Here is a 3,858-nt window from a genome sequence, read left to right on the forward strand (position 1 = left end):
GTCGCGGCGGACCCGTCGCGGCGGACATGTCACGGCCGAAGCCGCCAGTCGACCCGTGTCCAGTGTCGCCCCGTTGGGTCGCGTCGAGCGAATCGACCTCGAGAAAACGTGCCCGCACGACCGGCTGGATCACGAGCTGGGCGATGCGGTCCCCCCGCCGGACCGTGAAGATCTCGCACGGGTCGAGGTTGACCAGGTTGACCTTGATCTCGCCGCGGTACCCGGCGTCGACCGTGCCCGGTGCATTCACCGTCGTGATGCCGTGCCGCGTGGCAAGCCCCGACCGGGGCACGACGAAGCCGGCGTACCCCTCGGGCAGGGCGAGGGCGACCCCGGTCGGCACGAGCGCGCGCTCCCCCGGTGCCAGCGTGACGTCGACGCGGGCCAGCAGGTCGGCGCCCGCGTCACCGGGGTGGGCGTAGGCGGGCAGCGGTAGGTCGGGGTCGAGCCGGAGGATCCGGACGACCTGCTGCGGGCATGCACCAGGGTCGGTCACGAGGACCGACCCTACTGCTTGTGTCGTGCCGTTCAGGTTGTGTCGTGCCTTTTCAGGCCGCGCAGTCCGAGCAGATCATCTGTCCCCCGACCTCCTTGGCCAGCTGGCTGCGGTGGTGGACGAGGAAACAGCGCGAGCAGGTGAACTCGTCGGCCTGCTTGGGCAGGACCCGCACGGACAGCTCCTCACCGGACAGATCGGCCCCAGGCAGCTCGAAACCCTCTGCCTGCTCGGTCTCGTCGACGTCGACGCTCGACGAGCTCTTGTCGACGCGGCGCGACTTCAGCTCCTCGATCGAGTCCTCGGAGAGGTCATCGTCGGTCTTGCGCGGTGCGTCATAGTCGGTAGCCATTTGTCGCCTTCTCAACTCCCTCAGGTCATGCGTGGGAGCAACGTCCCTTCCCCCACGTTTTGTTCCCGTCAACTGGGCTGCAAAACAATGTCCGTGCGCGGATTGTGCCCTATCAGGAGCCCGCTGTCACATGATTCTCACGACACGTCGCCCTCGGAGTGCATCCGGGCCGTGAAAAGAGCCCTGACCGGCTCGACGAGAGCCGGCCCGGCGGCCACTGTCAGCGCCGGGCCCGGGTGGGCGGCGACGCCGAGGACCTGACCGCCGGCCTCCTCGACAAGGAGCCAGCCCGCCGCCAGGTCCCACGGGTTGAGGCCCGTCTCCGCATATGCGTCGACGGTGCCCTCGGCGACACGGGCCAGGTCGAGTGCGGCGCTGCCGATACGCCGGATGTCGCGGACCAGGGGCAGGACCTCACGCATGACCTCGGCCTGTCGGGCGCGTACCTGTGCCTCGTAGCCGAAGCCGGTCGCGAGCAGCGCCCGACCCAGCGCGTCCTCCGTGGAGACCGCGAGCCGCCTGGGCACGCTGCGCTTCCCGTGGTCCGACCGCGTCCAGGCGCCACCGCCGCGGCGGGCGTGGTGCACGACACCCCGACAGGGGTCTGACACCGCACCGGCCACCGGACGCCAGCTTCCGGGGGTCTCGGGGTCACCGACGACGACAGCGACGGAGACGGCATACGCCGGTATGTCATAGAGGTAGTTGACCGTGCCGTCGATGGGGTCGATGACCCAGGTCAGACCGGATCGGCCGGAGACGTGCGCCCCTTCCTCGCCCAGGATGCCGTCCTCCGGTCGGGCCTGCCGGACCAGGCCGTGCAGGAGCTGCTCGGAACGGCGATCCATCTCCGTCACGACATCCGTCTCGCTCGACTTGGTGTCGGCGACGCGCACCCGTCGGGGCCGCTCGTCGTGGATGAAGCGGCCCGCGTGCGAGGCGAGCCCGGTGCACAGGTGCTCGAGCTCGACGAGCAGTGCCGGATCGAGGTCGTGGTCCAGGTGCGCCACCGTTCAGTCCCTCCCACACAGCGCCGGTCGGGCAGCGACTCGCATGTTGGGGCAGCAGCCCGAGGCACACACGGAGGGCATCCGCCCCGGGAAGCCGGGCACCGCGTGGCCGCGAGCCTCCGCGGCCCGCTCTGCGACGGCGTCGACGAGGTCGCGCACGAAGGTGGGCAGGGTCCCGACGGTGGGGACGCGGACCAGACGCATCCCGAGCCGCCCGGCGGTGGCAGCCGCCTCGGTGTCGAGGTCGTAGGCGACCTCCATGTGGTCGGAGACGAACCCGACCGGGGCGAGCACGACGGCCTCGACCCCGGACCGGGCGAGCTGCTCGATCCGGTCGTTGACGTCGGGCTCGAGCCACGGTTGCGTCGGCGGCCCGGAGCGGGAGCAGAAGACGAGCTCGCCGCTCAGGTGACGGCCGAGGATGCGGTTGCTCTGCTCGGTCAGCTGCGAGGCCAGGGCGAGGTGCTGGCGCTGGTAGAGGCCTCCCGCTGCGTCGCCCGGACCGGACGTCTCCTCCATCGCGGTCGGGATCGAGTGGGTGACGAACAGGAGCGAGACCTGCTCGTCCGGCGTCCCGTCGATGGCACGCATCGAGTCCACCAGCCGCTCCAGGTTCGCCCGAGCGAAACCGGGGCGCGGTGCGTAGGGCGCGATCTTGTCCACGACGATCTCGATGCCATCGCTCACGAGCCGGGTCACCGCGTCGGCGAGGTTCTCGCGGTACTGGCGACAGGATGAGTAGCACGCGTACGCGCTCGTCGTGACGGCGAGGACGCGGCGGTGCCCGGCGGCATACGCCTGACGTAGCGTGTCGACCAGGAACGGTGCGCTGTTGCGGTTGCCCCAGAGGACGGGTATGTCGTCGCCGCGGGCGTCGAGCTCCACGCGCAGGGCGGCGAGCAGGGCCCGGTTCTGCTCGTTGATCGGGCTGCGGCCACCGAAGTGGTGGTAGTGCCGGCCCACCTCGGCCAGCCGCTCGTCGGGGATGCCGCGGCCGGCCGTCACTCGGCGCAGGAAGGGCATCACCTCGCCGGGCGCCTCAGGTCCGCCGAAGCCGACCAGGACGATCGCGTCGTAGGGCTGCATGAGCCTCACTGTCTCAGGCCCGGTTCGCCGAAGAGAAACCGGCCCGGTGCGGCGTGGGTGCTTTCTCGCCGTGGACGAGAATGGCATGCTCGAGGACGGCACGCACCTGACGAGTGACCGGGAGACCCATCGATGCAGGAACTTCGCCTCATCGGAGTCCACGAGGACGGGGTGCACCTCATCCTCGGGGACGACGACGGAAACCGCTACCGGGTGCCGCTCGACGAGCCACTCCGCGCCGCCGCGCGCCGGGACCGGCCCCATCTCGGGCAGCTTCAGATCGAGCTCGACGGGGGCCTGCGGCCCAAGGACGTGCAGGCGATGATCCGGGCCGGCCTCACGGCGGAAGAGACCGCCGACCGGGCCGGTTGGACGGTCGAGAAGGTCCGGCGCTACGAGGGACCGATCCTCGCCGAGCGCGAGCACGTCGCGGCACTGGGCCGCCAGGTCCGGCTGAGGACGCCGGGGGGCAGTCCCGGAGGCGGCGTGCTCGGCACCCGGGTCGACGAGCGGCTCCGGTCTCGCCAGATCGACTCGAGCACCGCACGCTGGGACTCCAGACGCGACGACAAGGGCGGGTGGACGGTAGCCGTCTTCTTCAACGCCGGAGGTCGGCAGCGCCTGGCCGAGTGGTCCTTCGACCCGCTGGCCCGCACCGTGCAGGCCTGTGACGACGAGGCGCGTTGGCTCAGCGCCGACGAGCAGCTCGAGCCGGTCGGCCCGGTCCCCGCACCACACCTGCGCGAGGCAGGCACCTCGGAGGTCTACGACGTCGAGGCAGAGGGGGGTGTCGCCGCCCCCGGGAAAAGCCATCGAGACGTGGACTCGATCGACCTCATGGCCACGATGCGGGAACGCAGCTCCAGACGCGGGCGGCGGCGCCGGGCCCACGCCCCGGACGCACCCGGGCCCGC

At 71.1% G+C, this 3,858-nt stretch carries 5 protein-coding genes; 1 reads left to right on the top strand and 4 read right to left on the bottom strand.

Features of this window, described 5'->3' with window-relative positions; translation table 11 throughout:
- The 4 genes from dut to L0H79_RS21335 form a co-directional block, all read right to left on the bottom strand.
- On the bottom strand, positions 1-496 hold a 496-nt coding region (gene dut / locus L0H79_RS21320; protein ID WP_301486718.1), incomplete at its 3' end, for a dUTP diphosphatase.
- A 52-nt stretch (positions 497-548) separates the two neighbouring features.
- Positions 549-848: a DUF4193 domain-containing protein gene (locus L0H79_RS21325; protein WP_301486720.1), complete on the bottom strand. Its 300-nt coding sequence runs from the start codon at positions 846-848 to the stop codon at positions 549-551.
- A 137-nt stretch (positions 849-985) separates the two neighbouring features.
- Positions 986-1,858, bottom strand: a complete 873-nt coding sequence (locus tag L0H79_RS21330) for an inositol monophosphatase family protein (RefSeq protein ID WP_301486721.1) — start codon at positions 1,856-1,858, stop codon at positions 986-988.
- A 3-nt stretch (positions 1,859-1,861) separates the two neighbouring features.
- Positions 1,862-2,944 carry a ferrochelatase gene (locus tag L0H79_RS21335; RefSeq protein ID WP_301486722.1) on the bottom strand — a complete coding sequence of 361 codons (1,083 nt, stop codon included), beginning with the start codon at positions 2,942-2,944 and terminating at the stop codon, positions 1,862-1,864.
- A 132-nt stretch (positions 2,945-3,076) separates the two neighbouring features.
- On the opposite strand from L0H79_RS21335, the gene sepH reads away from it, so the two are divergent.
- On the top strand, positions 3,077-3,858 hold a 782-nt coding region (sepH, locus tag L0H79_RS21340; RefSeq protein ID WP_301486724.1), incomplete at its 3' end, for a septation protein SepH.

Source organism: Intrasporangium sp. (genome assembly GCF_030452765.1).
Taxonomy (GTDB): domain Bacteria; phylum Actinomycetota; class Actinomycetes; order Actinomycetales; family Dermatophilaceae; genus Intrasporangium_A.